Origin of the sequence: Halomonas colorata (genome assembly GCF_014897985.1) — a bacterium.
Lineage (GTDB): Bacteria > Pseudomonadota > Gammaproteobacteria > Pseudomonadales > Halomonadaceae > Vreelandella > Vreelandella colorata.
The window spans coordinates 23,311-38,995 of the sequence record NZ_JABUZA010000005.1 but is presented as its reverse complement, the minus strand read 5'-3'; the positions used below and the strand labels follow the sequence as shown (position 1 = coordinate 38,995).

Annotated in this window: 15 protein-coding genes; 6 read left to right on the top strand and 9 right to left on the bottom strand. The window is 54.4% G+C overall.

Annotated elements, in window-relative coordinates; all coding sequences use genetic code 11:
• Positions 1-26: 26 nt before the first annotated feature.
• The 5 genes from INT33_RS04085 to INT33_RS04065 all read right to left on the bottom strand — a co-directional run bounded on the left by INT33_RS04085 (position 27) and on the right by INT33_RS04065 (position 7,563).
• Positions 27-3,089, bottom strand: coding sequence for an AAA family ATPase (locus INT33_RS04085; protein ID WP_193091181.1), 3,063 nt, complete (start codon positions 3,087-3,089; stop codon positions 27-29).
• Complete coding sequence (locus INT33_RS04080; RefSeq protein WP_193091180.1) at positions 3,086-4,234, bottom strand: exonuclease SbcCD subunit D; 1,149 nt, start codon at positions 4,232-4,234, stop codon at positions 3,086-3,088. The genes INT33_RS04085 and INT33_RS04080 overlap by 4 nt, the downstream gene beginning before the upstream one ends.
• An 80-nt stretch (positions 4,235-4,314) precedes the next feature.
• Positions 4,315-5,139 carry an ammonia-dependent NAD(+) synthetase gene (nadE, locus tag INT33_RS04075; protein WP_193091179.1) on the bottom strand — a complete coding sequence of 275 codons (825 nt, stop codon included), beginning with the start codon at positions 5,137-5,139 and terminating at the stop codon, positions 4,315-4,317.
• Positions 5,140-5,217: 78 nt separating this feature from the next.
• Complete coding sequence (locus INT33_RS04070; protein WP_192536825.1) at positions 5,218-5,727, bottom strand: CinA family protein; 510 nt, start codon at positions 5,725-5,727, stop codon at positions 5,218-5,220.
• A 195-nt stretch (positions 5,728-5,922) separates the two neighbouring features.
• Positions 5,923-7,563 carry a DASS family sodium-coupled anion symporter gene (locus INT33_RS04065; protein WP_192537035.1) on the bottom strand — a complete coding sequence of 547 codons (1,641 nt, stop codon included), beginning with the start codon at positions 7,561-7,563 and terminating at the stop codon, positions 5,923-5,925.
• Between the two features lie 890 nt (positions 7,564-8,453).
• Here INT33_RS04065 and INT33_RS04060 point away from each other — a divergent pair.
• Positions 8,454-8,765, top strand: coding sequence for a hypothetical protein (locus INT33_RS04060; protein ID WP_193091178.1), 312 nt, complete (start codon positions 8,454-8,456; stop codon positions 8,763-8,765).
• Positions 8,766-8,829: 64 nt separating this feature from the next.
• On the opposite strand, the gene INT33_RS04055 is transcribed toward INT33_RS04060, so the two are convergent.
• Positions 8,830-9,159, bottom strand: a complete 330-nt coding sequence (locus INT33_RS04055) for a hypothetical protein (protein WP_192537030.1) — start codon at positions 9,157-9,159, stop codon at positions 8,830-8,832.
• Positions 9,160-9,417: 258 nt separating this feature from the next.
• Between INT33_RS04055 and sstT the strand changes: the two genes are divergently transcribed.
• The 4 genes from sstT to INT33_RS04035 all read left to right on the top strand — a co-directional run bounded on the left by sstT (position 9,418) and on the right by INT33_RS04035 (position 12,391).
• Positions 9,418-10,647: a serine/threonine transporter SstT gene (sstT, locus tag INT33_RS04050; RefSeq protein ID WP_192537029.1), complete on the top strand. Its 1,230-nt coding sequence runs from the start codon at positions 9,418-9,420 to the stop codon at positions 10,645-10,647.
• Between the two features lie 159 nt (positions 10,648-10,806).
• Positions 10,807-11,337 (top strand): helix-turn-helix domain-containing protein, encoded by a 531-nt coding sequence (locus INT33_RS04045; protein ID WP_193091177.1) that lies wholly within the window; start codon positions 10,807-10,809, stop codon positions 11,335-11,337.
• Positions 11,334-12,056 (top strand): AzlC family ABC transporter permease, encoded by a 723-nt coding sequence (locus tag INT33_RS04040; protein WP_193091176.1) that lies wholly within the window; start codon positions 11,334-11,336, stop codon positions 12,054-12,056. Before INT33_RS04045 ends, INT33_RS04040 begins: the two co-directional genes overlap by 4 nt.
• Positions 12,053-12,391 carry an AzlD domain-containing protein gene (locus tag INT33_RS04035; RefSeq protein WP_192537026.1) on the top strand — a complete coding sequence of 113 codons (339 nt, stop codon included), beginning with the start codon at positions 12,053-12,055 and terminating at the stop codon, positions 12,389-12,391. Before INT33_RS04040 ends, INT33_RS04035 begins: the two co-directional genes overlap by 4 nt.
• A gap of 218 nt (positions 12,392-12,609) precedes the next feature.
• Here the strand turns inward: INT33_RS04035 and INT33_RS04030 are convergent, their stop codons facing one another.
• Complete coding sequence (locus tag INT33_RS04030; protein ID WP_192537034.1) at positions 12,610-13,404, bottom strand: SDR family NAD(P)-dependent oxidoreductase; 795 nt, start codon at positions 13,402-13,404, stop codon at positions 12,610-12,612.
• 38 nt (positions 13,405-13,442) lie between these two features.
• On the bottom strand, positions 13,443-14,249 hold the full coding sequence (locus INT33_RS04025) for an aldo/keto reductase (RefSeq protein WP_192537025.1): 807 nt from the start codon (positions 14,247-14,249) through the stop codon (positions 13,443-13,445).
• A gap of 639 nt (positions 14,250-14,888) precedes the next feature.
• On the opposite strand from INT33_RS04025, the gene INT33_RS04020 reads away from it, so the two are divergent.
• Complete coding sequence (locus INT33_RS04020; RefSeq protein WP_225736037.1) at positions 14,889-15,491, top strand: TetR/AcrR family transcriptional regulator; 603 nt, start codon at positions 14,889-14,891, stop codon at positions 15,489-15,491.
• Between the two features lie 34 nt (positions 15,492-15,525).
• On the opposite strand, the gene INT33_RS21320 is transcribed toward INT33_RS04020, so the two are convergent.
• On the bottom strand, positions 15,526-15,657 hold the full coding sequence (locus INT33_RS21320) for a hypothetical protein (protein ID WP_264298929.1): 132 nt from the start codon (positions 15,655-15,657) through the stop codon (positions 15,526-15,528).
• Positions 15,658-15,685: the final 28 nt, after the last annotated feature.

The window sequence follows — 15,685 nt, the reverse complement described above, 5'->3', positions numbered from 1 at the left end:
GAACTGAGTTTAGTGCACTTAAAACGCTATAAAACGCCTTGTACTTGCACCGTGCTGCCTTGGCGGCTGGCACGTACCTCTATACGAACCGGCATTTGCTCTTTGAGTTCGCTGACATGCGAAATAATTCCAATCATGCGCCCGCCCATTTGCAGCTCGCTCAGCATGGCGATGGCTTGATCAAGGGCATCCTGGTCCAGGCTGCCAAAGCCTTCATCAATAAATAGCGTATCGAGCTGAATGCCCCCCGCATACGCCTGCACCACATCTGAAAGTCCCAGTGCCAGTGCCAATGCGGCCATAAACGATTCACCGCCCGAAAGCGTCGCAACGGGCCGATTTTTACCGGTATAGGTATCAGCAACATCAAGCTCCAAACCAGACGCCTTATTACCCTTGGAAGGGTCTTCACGGCGTACCAGCTGATAACGCCCCCGGCTCATCCGCACCAGCCGCTCGGATGCCTGAATAAGTACGTCGTCCAACAGTACCCCAAGCACAAAACGCTGCAGGCTAATGCGATGCCCGGTGCGTCCATTGGCAATCTCGCTCAGCGTTCCCCACAGCCGATACTCGGCTTCAAGCTCCGCCTCGGCAGCGTGGGCAGCCTTGAGCTTTTGCTGAGTGGCGGTTAGCTGAGTAATTCGCGCCGTCAAGCGCTGGTAGGTTTGATCGCAAACCTGCTCATGCGCCTGCGCGGCAGTCACTTGCTCAGCCAAGGCTGTCAAATCAGGCGGCGTTAGCCCCTCAAGGCGTGCCTGGCTTGCCTCAAGCTGACCATCCAGCTTGGCCAATGCCTGCTGAAAGTGGGTAACGCTTTCAATTAGCGCTTGACGCTCAGGCGCTTCCAGTCGGGCCTGAAGAAAGTCAGTGTCGCTGTCGAAAGCGCTACCGCTTAGCGCCAGCTGCCATTCGTTTTGGGCCGTGCTTAGCGCCTGAGTAGCGGCGCCAGCGCGCTGAACAATATCTGACAACGTGGTTTCAGCGCGGGCCAGCGCCGTTTGTGCGTGATGAGCACTCTCCTGAGCAGATTGCCACGCCGCCTCAGACTGCTGAATATCACCTTGCACTCGGCGAAGCTCTGCTTGCAGCGCTTCAAGTGACCCATGCGTCTCGGGCAACGTCCTGCGCAGCTGTTCACACTGGGCTTCCAACTGATGGCAGTGCTTTTGGGCGGCCTCTAACTCAGGCTGTTGAGACTTTATCTGGCTATCCAGCGCTTTCCATTCACTGCGCTGTTGTTCAAGCGTACGTTCCTGCGACGCAAGCTCTTGGGTAAGCACTTGATAGCGTTCAACATGCTGCTGGCTCTCCTGGCAGGCAGCCTCCAGCGCGCTTAACGATTTGGTGCTCCACTCGCCAAGCGTATGGCGCAAGTACTCGCTCTGCTCATCGTTATACTTAAGCTGTTGGGCCAAACGCTGCTGCAACTGTTGAGCCTGCATCAGCGCTTGGTGCGCCTGTTCATGCTCCGTGCGTGCTCGCTTCACATCCGCTTGGGTAACGGGGGGCTGTTCCTGTATGGCGGGCGCGGGGTGCTCACAGCTGCCGCACACCGGGCAAGGCTGCTGGGTTTGCAGCCGAGCGGCGAGTAACGCGGCCTGGCCATGATGCCAGTGCATCTCCTGTTCTGTGGCGCGACGCTTATAGCGTTCAACCGCTTGCTGATGATGCTCAATATCGCTTGCCGCCTGAGCCACTTGCTCAGCCAAGGCAGTGCGCTGGGATTCAAGCCCGGCCAGTGATTTCCGCTGCGCGTGCAGCGCCTGACGGCTTTTTAATACCTCACCGCAGCCCGCGAGGTTATTGCGCTCTATCTGTTCCGCTTTTAGCTTGGCGGCAAGCGCCTCGCCCTGCTCAGCGATGGTGTTGCGCTGCTGCGTTTGTTGGTCAAGCTTTTGATGCAGGCTTTGCCATGTTTGTTGCGCCTGCTGCAGCGACTGCTCTACACCAGTGAGCGCCTGAAACTGCTCCAATGCTTGCTGTAAACGACCCGCCTGTTCACGGCGTTCCGGCAACTGCTGGTAGCGGGTTTGTGCCTGGTGTAACGCTTGCTGAGCGTGTTGATGCGTCGCCTGCTGTTTTTCGACGGCCGTTTGAGCCTGAACGCTTTCTTGCTGAGTAGCGCGTGCCGTTTGCTGCGCCGTTTGCACGCGGTGAAAGGATTCGGCCAGCGCCTGGGTCTGTTCATGGGCGCTTAGGCGCTGCTGAGCGCGTTCTATTTCTGGCTGTTGGTGTAGCAGCTGGTTTTTTTCTGCGCCCAGAGCCGCATGGCGATCAAAAAGCGCTTGGCACTCCTGCCCTTGTCGCTCGGCAGCCTCTGCCTGTTCACGCTGCTGTTTGGCAATGGCTAACGCCTGTTCCGCAGCCTGATGCTCTGGCGCCAGCGTTTCCAGCGCTTCAATAAGCGCTGCTTCGCTTTCACTATCGCTTGCATCCAGAATGCCCTGCACGCGGTGCTGGTGATCTTTCACCGCCCGCTCTATTTGATTGGCCTGCGTGCGCAGATGCTCTTCAATGCGTTGAAAAATTTGGGTTTGAAATAGCTGGGAAAAAATCTTTTCGCGATCTTTCGACTCCGCCAGCAGCAGCTCTCTGAATTTTCCCTGGGGCAGCACCATTACCTGACGAAACTGGCTGGCATCCAACCCCAGCAGTGCCTGCACTTGAGCGGTAGCATCGTTAACGCTACGCGCGACGAGGCACTGATTTTCCTTCCCCTCAGCGGTTATCCGCCACAGCTGGGCTTCCGCATTTTGCGTCGTCGTCCCTTCGCCTCGCGCCTTGGGGCGTTCCTGCTGAGGCACGCGACGCACCCGATAGCTCTCTCCACGCAGGTAAAAATCCAGCGTTACTTCGGTTAGCAACGTATCCGCGGCCTGGTCGCAGCGCATCTGGGTGCCCGAGCGCTCTTCCCCCGTGGTCTGGCCATAAAGCGCGAAGCAGATGGCGTCCAGAATCGAGCTTTTTCCGGCGCCTGTCGGGCCGTTGATCAAAAACAGCGGGCTTCTACCCAGCTGAGCAAAGTTGATGCTCTCCTCTGCCGCAAAGGGGCCGAAAGCCTGCATGGTGAGTACGAGTGGCGTCATGGCTGGCCCTCTTCATCGCGGCTGAGGGAAGTAATCAAATCACTCATGGCGCGCGCCTGGTCAGCGCTCATGGTGTCACCGCTGGTTTGTTCGAAGAAGTCGCTGAACATGTCCAAGGCATTAAAGCGCAGCCGTTCGCGGTCCAGCTGCTGACGCTGTTCCCCACCCAGCATGCCAGGCTTTTCGAGATGCAAAACGTTAGGGTAAACCGCGCGCAGCTTGCCCATGGGGTCTAAAATGGCGTGGCGGTCGGTTAGTCTAACCAGCAAATAATCATCGGCACGTGAGTCCTCGCGCCCTTGCCGCAACAGCTCATCAAGCTCGCCTTCCAGCACGCGCACTTCACGCCTGGGCACCAGCGGGCGATGCTCAATGCCGGTAATGCCCTCTTTACCTATATCCACAAGCGTAACGCCTTTACGCTGCCGGGCTTCGGAAAAACTGTATTTAAGCAGTGAACCGCTGTAGCGAATATGCTCGCCGCCGCGGTATTGCGGACCATGTAAGTGACCAAGCGCGACATAGTCAAAGCCCTGCATGGGCTCCCAGGCAACGCTTTCTGCACCGCCCAGGGTTAACGGGCGCTCGGAATCAGACGCGCTGCCGCCATCTACAAAGCAGTGGCTCATCAGTATGGTCGGGCGGGTAGCATGGCGCTTTCCATCAATACGCTTTAGCAGGTAACGGTGGGCGCTATCAAAGTCGCGGACCAGCTCACCGAACTGGCTGCGTACGTATTCCGGGTCGGCGTAAGGCACGCCAAAAATATCCACCTCGACGCCGTTGATGGCGAGCGTAATAGGGGTATCGCATGCGCTCAAGTCAGAAAGAATATGCAGCCCAGCCTGACGCAGATGGCGTGCGCCAAAGCCCAAGCGCTCGGCACCGTCGTGGTTGCCGGAAATCATCACTACCGGCAAGCCACGCGCTTGGCAAAGCTCACCCAGCACATCATCGAGTAGCGTGACGGCCGCGGCAGGCGGCACCGAGCGGTCATAGATATCGCCTGCAATCAGCACAGCGTCTACGCCTTCGCGGTCAACGATCTCGATCAGCTGGTTTAGAACGTGGCGCTGGTCTTCAAGCAGTGAGATGTTGTGAAACAACCTTCCCAAGTGCCAGTCGGCGGTGTGGAGTAGACGCATAGCAGGCTCAACAGCAGGTTAGGTGGTAGCATCATAACAACCTAACCTGACGGCGTTTAGCCTTTACTGGTGAGAAACACTCAAGGGGTCTTGGGCAGCTGGCGTTTATGCTCAGTGCGGGTATAGGTGTCAATAATGGTGGTGTACGCCTCATCACTGATGGCATCGCCGACCAGGAAGGCATCAATATCGACATAAGTTACGCCTAGCGCTACTTCATCCGCCAGCTGGGGTTTGAGCGTTTCCAGATCAGCGGTGGGCTGCTTTTCAACCAAAGCGGCGGGGGCGCCCAGCGCCGCACCGACTTCACGAACCTGGCTTTTGGTTAGCCCGGTGAGTGGCGCAACGTCACAGGCACCGTCGCCATATTTGGTAAAAAAGCCCATTAGTGCTTCGGCGGCTTGATCCGTGCCGACCACCAGGCCGCTTCGCGCTCCCGCCGCCGCATATTGCGTCACCATACGCTGGCGCGCCTTGATATTGCCCAACACAAAATCGCGGTGAGCGTCGTCTCTAAACGTTAGCCCGCCCTCTTCCAGTGCGGCCAGAAGGGCATCGCTTGCCGGTTTAACGTTAACACTCAGCACATGGTCGGGGTCGATAAACGACAGCGCCTTCTGCGCATCGTCTTCATCCTGCTGGGTACCATAAGGCAGCCGCATTGCGTAAAAAGAAGCATCTACACCCTGCTCACGCGCCCTATTAACCGCCAGCTGCGCCAAACGGCCGCCTACCGTGGAATCCACACCGCCGCTAATGCCCAATACGAGCGCGTGCTGCCCTGTATCGATCATTTGACGACATAAGAAATCAACGCGCTTATCAACCTCTTGCTGAGGGTCAATACGCGGCTTTACCTGTAAAGTCGTTTGAATATGCGATTGGGTTGCCTGTCGATCTACCATCTTGGCCTCCTTGCGGGTCGAACGTTAATCCATAGCGGATAGCGTATGATTCAGGCTAGAGCAGAAATGGATTCGGTTCTACTCATCCAGTGGTGCGCTACCTTCCAGTACACTGCTGTGATGTCGAGGAATACACTCCAATGCATAGTGCGCGGCGGCTAGGCGTACCTCGTTACGATCACCGGAAAAGCGGCGCGTCTCAGTGATCATGTAAACCTTGTGGTCGTGGCGAAATGCCCAGGCAAAACATACCGTACCCACGGGAATATCATCATGCGGCTCAGGGCCTGCAATGCCAGTGTTGGCCACGGTGACGTTGGCATCGTTATTATTAAGTGCGCCCAAAGCCATTTCTCGGGACGTTTCTTCACTGGTAAGTCCGTACGTATCAACCGTATCGAAACTGACCGATAAGTAGCGATTTTTCGCTTCCGGTGAATAAACTGCCAGGCCGCAATCAATGCATTGGCCACTGCCAGGCACACGGGCCAGCTCAGAAACGATCAGCCCCGCAGTGCATGATTCGGCGGTGGCCAATTTGAGGTTTTGCTGCTGTAGATAATCAGTAATCTGCTTAAGCAATTCCATTGCATTACTCCTACCCAAACGACGTCCTTTTATTTGCACTTCTATTGAAATGTAGCCGTTCTTACAGAGGGTTAAAGGCTTGGTTACCAACTTCACTATTTGTTAATAGAGTGCTTAGGCGCGCATAAAAAAAGCCCTTATCGTTGATAAGGGCTGTTGATAAGAACTTCGATGAAACGCGATTAAGTGAACGGGTTAGTTGCGGAAGGCATCGGGGTAAACCGTTAGATCAACGCCCCACAGCATGGGCAGCAGGAAGTAAACGGCGGCCACGATCAGCAACATGGCGGCAATGTTAAGCCAGAAACCATTGCGCACCATTTCGATGATCTTGATTTTGCCTGTGGCAAAAATAATCGCGTTGGGCGGCGTGCCGACCGGCAGCATGAAAGCACAGTTAGCTGCCATCGCTGCAGGCACCATCAGTACGAAAGGATGGATATTTAGCGCCAGCGCCAGCGAGGCCAGCACGGGCAAAATCATCGTTGCGGTAGCAGTGTTTGAGGTGATTTCGGTAAGGAAAAGCACCATGCCAGTGGCAAGCAGAATCACGAGCAGGAAGTTAACCCCTTCCAGTACGCTCATTTGTTCGCCGATCCACGTTGCCAAGCCTGAAGAGCCAAAGCCCGCTGCAATCGCCAGGCCACCCCCGAACAGCAGCAGGATGCCCCAGGGAACGTCTTTAGCGACATCCCAACCCAACAGGCAACCGCCTTTATTGGGTGAAGGTATCAAAAACAGCAGAATTGCCGCAACAATCGCAATCATGGTGTCGTTAATGCCAGGAATATTGAGAATTTGGCCCTGCCATAAAAACGAACGGGTGATCCACATGAACGCCGCGAAAAGAAAAACGCCCAGCACAGCCTTCTCTTCAAAGGTGATATTACCGAGGGCAGCCTTCTCTTTTTGGATCATCTCCTTGCCGCCCGGCAGCTTGTTGAAGTTGATCGGGTAAATAACCCGGGTCAGCAACAACCAGCTTATTAATAGCAATATCACGACAACGGGGAAGGCAAACATCATCCAACTGGCAAAGGAAATCTCTACGTCAAACAGCTGCGTGACGACAGCCGCAAGAATAATATTGGGGGGTGTACCGATCAGCGTACCCAAACCACCAATAGTGCCGCCATAGCCGATGCCGAAAATTAGCGCTTTGCTGAACTTGTCGATCTCGGTGCTATGGTCCCCTTCGCTTTTATTAAGCTCTTGAGTCACTTGGTAAACAATCGCCGTACCAATGGGCAGCATCATCATCACTGAGGCAGTGTTTGACACCCACATTGATAAAAAGCCAGTAGCCGCCATAAAACCAAACACGATGCTATTAATGCTCGTGCCCAGTATGGAAATAATCGTCAGGGCAATGCGCTTATGCAGGTCCCACTTTTCCATGGCCAGTGCGATCATAAAACCGCCCAGGAAAAGAAAGATAATCGGATTGCCATAAGCCGCCGTGACCGCATTACTTTCCAAGGCACCGGTAATTGGCAACAACACAATGGGCAGTAGTGATGTAACGGGGATAGGTATCGCTTCGGTAATCCACCAAACGGCAACCCACAGCGTGGTAGCCAGCACCATACGGCCTTCGATGCTTAAGTCAGCCGGGTGGAAAAACATCAATACGAACGCAAACAGTAACGGGCCTAGAATCAAGCCAATCTTTTGCGGGGTGGTATAGGCCGGTGGTCGCGGCGGCTCCGAACCACTCCCCCCTTTTGTGTCGTTCGTGGACGTAGGGGCACGCGGTGTGCCGGATATTGGCAGCGCGCACATGAGTAGGTTTTTGACTTGATCGTGGGAATGCCAAAGCTGATCCCAGAGCGTCATCGTGGCAGTTCTGCGCATTGGAAAGGTACCGCTCTTGTCAGGTAAACGAAATAGCTTAGAAGGATAGCTGGCAACTCACTCTTCTACTCAGCAAGAGCCCAACTGTTTCTTGGCGCCCTTTATTCACTGCAATAGAACATTAGTCCAGCAAATCACCTAAAATTACGACCAAAGTCTAACAACTTTGGTTGTAATAGCTCAGCATACTTTATGCTGATGATCGCCATTTTGTGATTTTTTATATTGCGGTAGTTACTGCTTGAAAGAGCTGAAAAAAGCCAAACGCTAACCGTTATCATCGCCGCTCTATAAACCACTAACCGAGCATTAGTGACACACGCATGACAATATTGTTAATTTTTTGTATAGCTTTTTATGCCTAGTTTTTCTGGTTTTGGTCTATGCTTAGGCTTCGAACGATATTTACAACGCTAGTTAAAACAGACAGTAAAACGCTCGAGTGCAAGGATTTTATAGGCGGGAACGAGGAAATCACTAACCGCAACGCTCAAGGAGTCAAGATGATACGCCAACATCTTTTCAATGGAGCAAAACCAGGCAGCCGCGAACACCTTGAAAAATATCTTATGGAACAGCGGCATAGGCGCTCAAAAAACCAAGAAGCAGACATTATCAAGCTTGCTTCTCTCGCTTTTTTGGCAGGCTGTGTGGTTACCGTACTCGCGATGCTCCCCCTGTAGCCGTATAAACCCTATAGTAGCGGCATGAAAAAGTGCAGCGAAATCCCTCTACGTTAAGTGGAGGGATTTTTTTATAGTGTCCATTTAAGCCATTCGACCAATTCGGGTTTGCATCTGAAAAAAAGCTATATTACTCTCCAAGAGTACAATTTGCGTACAAATAAACCAGCATTCACAAGGAGTAGTGGCATGCAACATATCCATTTAGCAGAGATTTCCCAAGCCGGTCTTCAACTTGCTATCCAGGAAATCAAGGATGAAATGTTCGACACCCCAGAATGCGATTACACCATCGCTAAACTGCTGTGTCATTGCAGCCAGTTTGAAGCCGCAGAACGTCAGCTTGACGATATGCTGCTGAAATGGGGCTCTTCACCAGACGTCGTGGAACTGACTGAAAAAGGGTATGCCATGGTAGCTACCATGAGCGCTAACGTTGCAACACCGGCCCCGCACAGCACTACACGACAAGCGGCACGTCAAACGATGGTCGCTGCTTAATTAGGTCTTAACCTTTCCTGATGCTTCCCTTGCCGTTGCAATACGACGGCAAGGGAAGCAAGCATCAATCGAGATGGTCAAGCGTTACCACGATATCCTGCGTTGACACATCAATCGTCCAGAAGGTGTAGCTGTCGTTATCTTGATCGACCAAGCGAATATCAAAGTATGGATTTGTGTAACCCGTTAAGGTTACCCGCTGAGTTTCACCGTTCTCTAGCACTGTTTCTCCCAATACATCTTCTTCCCAACTCTTTGAACTCGCTGGGCTAACATACATATAAAAGATGGTATAGCCAGTGCGATTGGTAACATCGACGTAGTAGTCAGAGGCGTTAGCCACCGTCGATAAACAAAGCATTATCAATGCCACCAACCTTAATGTGATACGCATTCGTTCGTTCCCTTCTAGTTTTTTGAGTGTCATGTAGTCAATATCAATTTTTATGTAAACCGTACCGGTCTGACGATTCGATTATAAAATATCAAAATGCCAATACGGCCAACTGCATATAAAATTTATTTTCTTTTCGCCCATGTAGAGAAACTTACCCGCCAAAAAGCCCGCGCGATAACCGCAAGTGATAGAATGCTGCCCCTTTCAGGAGGCGTCCACGGCGCCAATCACATTCTACTACCTGAGTGACGCGCGATGATTGCAACCGCCACAGGCTTGTTCCGCCCCCTTTTACAGCTGGGCCTTATTTCTCAGATTTTTATCGGTATCGTGATAGGTGCCCTACTTGGGGTATTCGCGCCTTCTCTTGCTAGCGACATAGCGCTATTGGGTCAGCTATTTATTGCTGCACTGCAGGCCGTCGCGCCTATTCTGGTGTTTGTTCTGGTGGCGGCCGCGATTTCTGCGCATCGGCAAGGGCAGCCTACTCATATTCGCTCGGTACTGGTGCTTTATATTGTTGGCACGCTGGTAGCGGCGCTGATTGCCGTTGCAGCAAGCTTTGCATTTCCAACGGAGCTTGCGCTTAATGCCCCCCAAGCGGAGGGCAACCCGCCTGGCGATATCTTCCAGATCCTGCGCCACCTGCTGCTAAACGCGGTAGCCAACCCCGTCAGTGCGCTAATGGAAGGTAATTTTATCGCCATTCTTGCCTGGGCCGTTGGCCTTGGCCTGATGCTGCGCCAAGCAAGTGACACTACCCGCCTTGCCCTTAGCGATCTTTCTGACGCCATCTCACGTATTGTTGCGCTGGTAATTCGTCTGGCCCCGCTGGGTATTTTAGGCCTAGTGGCCGGTACGCTGGCAGAGTCAGGCATTGAGTCGCTGGTTAACTATGCCCAGCTGCTCGCGGTTATCGTTGGGTGCATGATGTTTGTTGCTCTGGTGAGCAATCCGCTGCTGGTATACATCGCCACCCGTCAGAACCCCTACCCGCTGGTATTTGCCTGCCTGCGCGGCAGCGCGATTACCGCCTTCTTTACACGCAGCTCAGCGGCCAATATTCCGGTCAACCTTGAGCTCTGCCGCCGACTGAAGTTGGACGCTGATACTTACTCGATTTCCATTCCGTTAGGCGCGACGATCAACATGTGCGGTGCGGCAATCACCATCACCGTGATCACGCTGGCGACCACCCATACGCTGGGCATTAACGTTGATTTCCCCACTGCCTTACTGCTGTGCATCGTCTCTGCGCTGGCAGCTTGCGGCGTTTCCGGCGTAGCCGGTGGCTCTCTGATGCTGATTCCGATGGCCGCCAACCTGTTTGGTATTCCAACTGAAGTGGCCATGCAGGCAGTCGCGATCGGCTTTGTGATTAGCGTAGTGCAGGACTCCACAGAAACCGCGCTTAACTCCTCAACTGACGTGCTGTTTACTGCCGCTGCATGCCGCGCACGTAGCAACCCTCTCACTTCCTCCTAGCTGCACGCCAAAATGGGAGCGCTCTCGCCTTAATTGGCTGGCGCTCCCAGCCCCCTGTCGTCTTTCCAGCTGAGCTTCTTTCCATCCATTAACAGTAATCATTGACACACACTCGTCCCTTATATAGAACGTTCTATATAAAGAACACTAGAGTACGTCATGGATAAGCTTTCACTGAGTACATTGGGCCAGCACCTTCAAACGCTTCGTACGGAGCGAGGCCTTTCGCTGTCGCAGTTGGCCAATGAAGCGGGCATCGCCAAATCCAATCTTTGCCGACTTGAACAGGGCAATGGCAACCCCACCTTGGATACTATCTGGCGGCTGGCCGTTCAGCTCAACGTGCCGTTTGGTACGTTAGTGGCACCAATTACCGTGCCGCTGGGTGAAGATGGCGTGCAGGTCCGGCTTATTGATCAGGGCAAAGACTCGCCCCAAGTGGACGCTTACTGGATGCGCTGCGCGCCGAACACGCTGCGCCATGCCGAGGCGCATACGCCGGGTGCGCAGGAATCACTCACGCTGATCAGCGGCAGGCTGGAAGCTGGGCCGGATGGCAACACTACAGCGCTTATGCCTGGAGAGACCCTCACCTTCCCGGCCGACCAGCCACACCTTTACCGCACCCAGGCAGCAGAGGCGACGCTGATTTTAACCATTACTTACGCTGAAAAAGGCGGTACGCCATGAACCAGCTTACCAAGCTTACTTCTGGTCGTTCGACACTGCGTGGCGTGCGCGAAGCGATTCCTTTGCTGGGCGGCTATATACCCGTTTCGCTCTCGTTTGGTTTAGTGGCGACACAGGCAGGTTTTAGCACCTGGGAAGCGGCGGTCATATCGCTGTTAATTTATGCGGGTGCCTCACAGTTTCTATTCGTCGGCATGGTCGCGGCGGGCTCGCCGCTGTGGCTGGTGGTCGTGTTGACGCTACTGATTAACGTGCGCCATGTGGTTTACGGCCCGAACATCGCGGCCTGGCTACCCCGCAGCCGCCACTGGCCCTGGCTTATGCACGGCCTTACCGATCAGGTCTTTGCCCTGGCGCATACGCGTCTGCCTCAACTGCCTGAATCTGAACGTTTCGGCTGGTTTTTGGGAGTAGCACTGCTGGCCTGGGGCGTGTGGATTGTGGGTACCGTGGTAGGCGCCACAGCCGGAGAAACGTTAACGGCCTACTGGCCGCTGCTGGGTGAAATTATGCCCTTTGCCCTACCCGCGCTTTTTTTAACCATGGTAGCGCCACGCGTCACGGATAAACGCTGGGCATTAGCCTTGGGCTGCACCATTGCATCCGCCCTTTTCTTTACCCTTTATGGCTGGAGCAACGTTGCCATCCCGTTGGCAGCTGCCTGCGGTGCCATCTGTTTTTATATGGTGAGATTTTATCCCAGGAAGAGCACATTATGAGCACAGGACTGTGGTTAGCCGTAATCGCTTCAGCATTGGGTACGCTACTCATACGCGTTGTGCCGTTTCTATGGATGCAGCGCCGCCTGGGAAGTGAAACCGGCCTAAACAGCATTCCTCAATGGATCAGCATTTTAGGCCCGCTGATGATCGCGGCGGTGCTCGGCGTCTCGCTCGTTCCCGTTAATCCTGGCGTTATTTCATGGGCAGCAACGGCCATCGGACTATTCGTGACGCTGCTTGTATGGCTGCGCGTACGCACAATGGGCCTGCCTGTGGCAGCGGGTGTAGCAGTGTTTGGATTAGTACTAATAGGGGTAGCGCTAGCAGGGTGATGTCGCAGAAGACTTGAGAAAATGGTGTGCCCAGTAGGATTTGAACCTACGATCATGAACTCTAGAGGCAGGTCGTTCATCCTTTGAGCCACAACCAGCTAGGTCATTGATTGAAGGGGGAGCTGGACAGGCGGCGCCGCACGGAGATGGTCCCGGCCTGAATGTCGTCTTGTCCAATCCAGTGCTCCCCCGCTTGCTATTCGGCGCCGGTCAGCTAATCAGGCAATGCTTTCGACGATGCCGCCCTCGACACGAAGCGCCGCTCCGGTTGTGGCGCTGGCCTGGGGCGAGGCTGTGTAGACGCAGAGGTTAGCCACCTCCTCCGGCGTCGCGAAGCGCTTGAGCAACGTCGAGGGACGGTTCTCGTTAAGAAACAGAATCTCCGCCTCATCGGTCGAGACACCACGCTCTTCAGCAAGCTTCGCCAACATCGCCTGGGCCCCTTCCGTGCGAGTCGGTCCGGGTAAGATGGTGTTGACGGTCACACCGCTTCCGGCCAGCACCTTGGCCAGCCCGCGGGAGACGCCTTGCATAGCTGCCTTGCTGACGCCGTAATGCACCATCTCTGCGGGGATATTGAGTGCCGACTCGCTGGAAATGAACTGGATACGACCCCAGCCACGTTCTTGCATACCTCTGGCATAGTGGCGCGCCAGACGCACGCCGCTCATGACGTTCACCTGAAAGATTTCCTCCCAGGCAGCGTCGTCAATGTCAAAAAAGGAGCAGCCACCGTAGATGCCTAAATTGTTGATCAGGATGTCCGCATCGGGTACGGCAGCAATCAGCGTCTGCGAACCCTCGGCATTAGCAAAATCGGCGGCAACGCCCGATAGGCGCGCCCCGGGCACTGCCTTGCCGATGCTCTCGACGGCCCTATCCACGGTATTCTGCTTACGCCCCGTGACTACCACCTTGGCGCCGGCACGCGCTAGCCCCTCGGCAATGGCAAAGCCGATTCCGGCGGTCGATCCGGTGACAATGGCGCGCTTTCCTTTCAAGTCGATCTGCATGAACGCTTTCCTTATTTCGTCTTTATATGAGGCTGATGTTACTGGTCCCACGTAGGGGCAAGATTGCCCGGACTAAGGATGCGGCCTTCCGTGTGCGCTAAGCCATCAATCATCGCCATCTCATCGGGTGACAGGGAAAAATCGAAGATGGCGATATTCTCCGCGATGCGCGTGGGCTTGGTGGTACGGGTAAGGGGCACATCACCCTTTTGATGCGCCCACCTCAGGACCACTTGTGCCGCGTTTTTGCCATGTGCCGCGCCAATCCGGGCCAGTATCGGATCACGCGGCACCGCCCCCATCGCCATCACGAAGAACCCAGTCAGCGGCACGCCAAGCTTATGTGCCTGCTGGCGAAGCGTAGATTGATCAAGATAGGGGTGGATCTCGACCTGGTTTGTGGCAATCGGTGCTTCGCTTATCTCGGCTGCGCGAGCAAGCTGAGTGGCATTATAGTTGCTGACGCCGATATGGCGCGTCCAACCGCGTGCGCGGGCTTCATTCAATAGCTCAATTTGGCGCTCGATCGGCATGCCATGACCGGGCCAATGTACCAACAGCAGATCGACCGTATCCAGTTCGAGCCTTGCGAGGCTTTCCTGAATCGAAGGCAGAAAACGCGCTTCAGAGAAATTGCTATTCATCACCTTGGTGGTGACGAACACCGCATCGCGATCCATGCCGATGTCGCGCAGGGTACGGCCGAGCGCGGCCTCGTTGCCGTAAAGCTGGGCCGTATCGAAGGCACGAAAACCTGCCTGCCAGGCGGCAGGAATCAGGTGTGCGACTTGTTGATCGTCTAGCTCATCAAGACCAAAGCCAATCGGGGGAAGTAAGGTATTCATCCAGCCGCTCCTGTGCGTTTATATATCCCTTTTCCGGGCAGATTATCTCGATCATGCGCTCGCTCAAGGTCCAGTTCAGGGCCCAGCGGCACGACAAGTGTCGGGTTGAGGGCGGTATTAGTGTAGTAACCGATTTTGGTATGTTCGAGATTGACCGTCTCGCTCATCCCCGCCCACTGATAGAGTTCGCGCAGATAGCTCGCGTAGATAGTTCGCCAAGTGCGGGTAGCCTTCGATGCGGCGAATATTGCACTTGAAGGCGCCATTATCCGTTGATAAGACCTGGCATAACGCTCTCCCAAAAACTAGATAGCGGCTGGGCCATACCGACCATCACCCAAGCACGTTGACTAGGCCATGTGAATAGTGTGAAGTAGTTTCCATATGGATGTAAGACGCCAGAAATGGAACTGATGGTTGATGAAATGGAAACCATTGACGGAGCGCTTGCAGGCATTCGTGTATTCTTGTGCGGACGCTGAATGCGGCAAGATGTGGGCGCAGCGAGAGAAGCCGTGCCACCTCGCCTTGGCGAGAGGTTTTACAATATACTAGGCTGGCTGTCCCACATCATCGCTTTGGCCCCTTGAATAAGGAGGTGAGTGTGGCCCCCCATAACGGATACGAGTTGGATTGGATTTGACGACGCTGACCGCATCACGATTACAAGATGCCGCGCTTGCGCGATTTGCCAAACAGGGGTTCGATGCGACCTCAATGAACGAGATTGCGGCGGACGTTGGCATCAAGAAACCTTCCGTATACGCGCATTTTCGTAATAAAGAGGAACTGTTTCTTAGTCTTATTCCTTTGGTCATCGAGGCCGAGCAGGAGTACGCCAAAAGCACGCTGCGCGGTGGGGACGATATGAAACAGCAACTCCTGGCGTATCTACAAGGTATTGAAGAGCGATTCAATAGCTCTTATAGGGTTCAGTTCTGGGTACGGATTCTTCTCGCACCTCCGGTGCATTTGTACGATATGGTCATGGATCCGATGCACATTTTCATGGATGATCTTGAGCGCATCCTCAAGAATGCGCTGCAAGCGTCGCCGCTCGTCCCAAATGCCAGCCAGCTGAGTGCCGATGTACTAGCGATGACCTGCATGAGCATGATCGACAGCCTGCAAAGTGAACTGCTTTTTGGCGGTGCGAAGAAGTATCAAAGACGCCTCGAATCCACCTGGGCAGTCTTTGAAGCGGCTATCGCGTCGCCCTCTGATGGCAACGCAGATAACTAATCTGTGAGTCAGCCGACTTATTACTACGATTGGATCAGTAGTAATGGGCGACGCGCCGATCATCGCGGTTAGATACGTCAATCGCCATATCATGGATAGATCGTAGAGCATCCGAGTGGATGACTTCGTCAGGCGTCCCTTGTACTGCCATTCGGTCATTGCGCATGGACGACGCTGCGCTGTTGCACGGTGAG